This window comes from Mycobacterium sp. NGS45 (assembly GCF_059812645.1).
The window spans coordinates 1-335 of record NZ_JCALDB010000067.1 but is presented as its reverse complement, the minus strand read 5'-3'; the positions used below and the strand labels follow the sequence as shown (position 1 = coordinate 335).

Genomic DNA, 335 nt, shown 5'->3' with positions numbered 1-335 from the left:
TAGCCGAAGTAGGTGTGGATCAACAAGATGGTCAACGCCATCAACACCGCCTGCAAGAACGACCACAGCAGGTCGATCGGGTTCAAGAAGGTATAGAAGTAGTGGTCATACAGACCACCGGACTGACCCAGCAGGACCACGGTGGTGAACTGCGCGGCCAGAAAGCTCATGATCACCGCGATCGCGTACAACGGGGTGATCGCGATCATCCCGGCCACAATCCGCGTCGACACCAAATACTCGATCGGCGGGATACCCATCGACTCCAGCGCGTCGATCTCCTCGTTGATCCGCATCGCCCCCAGCTGCGCGGTCACCCCCGCCCCGAAGGTCGC

1 protein-coding gene is annotated in these 335 nt (G+C 60.0%); it reads right to left on the bottom strand.

All coding sequences use genetic code 11. The annotated features are described in order from the left end of the window. Positions 1–335, bottom strand: a 335-nt coding sequence (locus tag AC5Y3P_RS22360; RefSeq protein WP_500048126.1) for an ABC transporter permease, incomplete at both ends; no start/stop codon positions are given.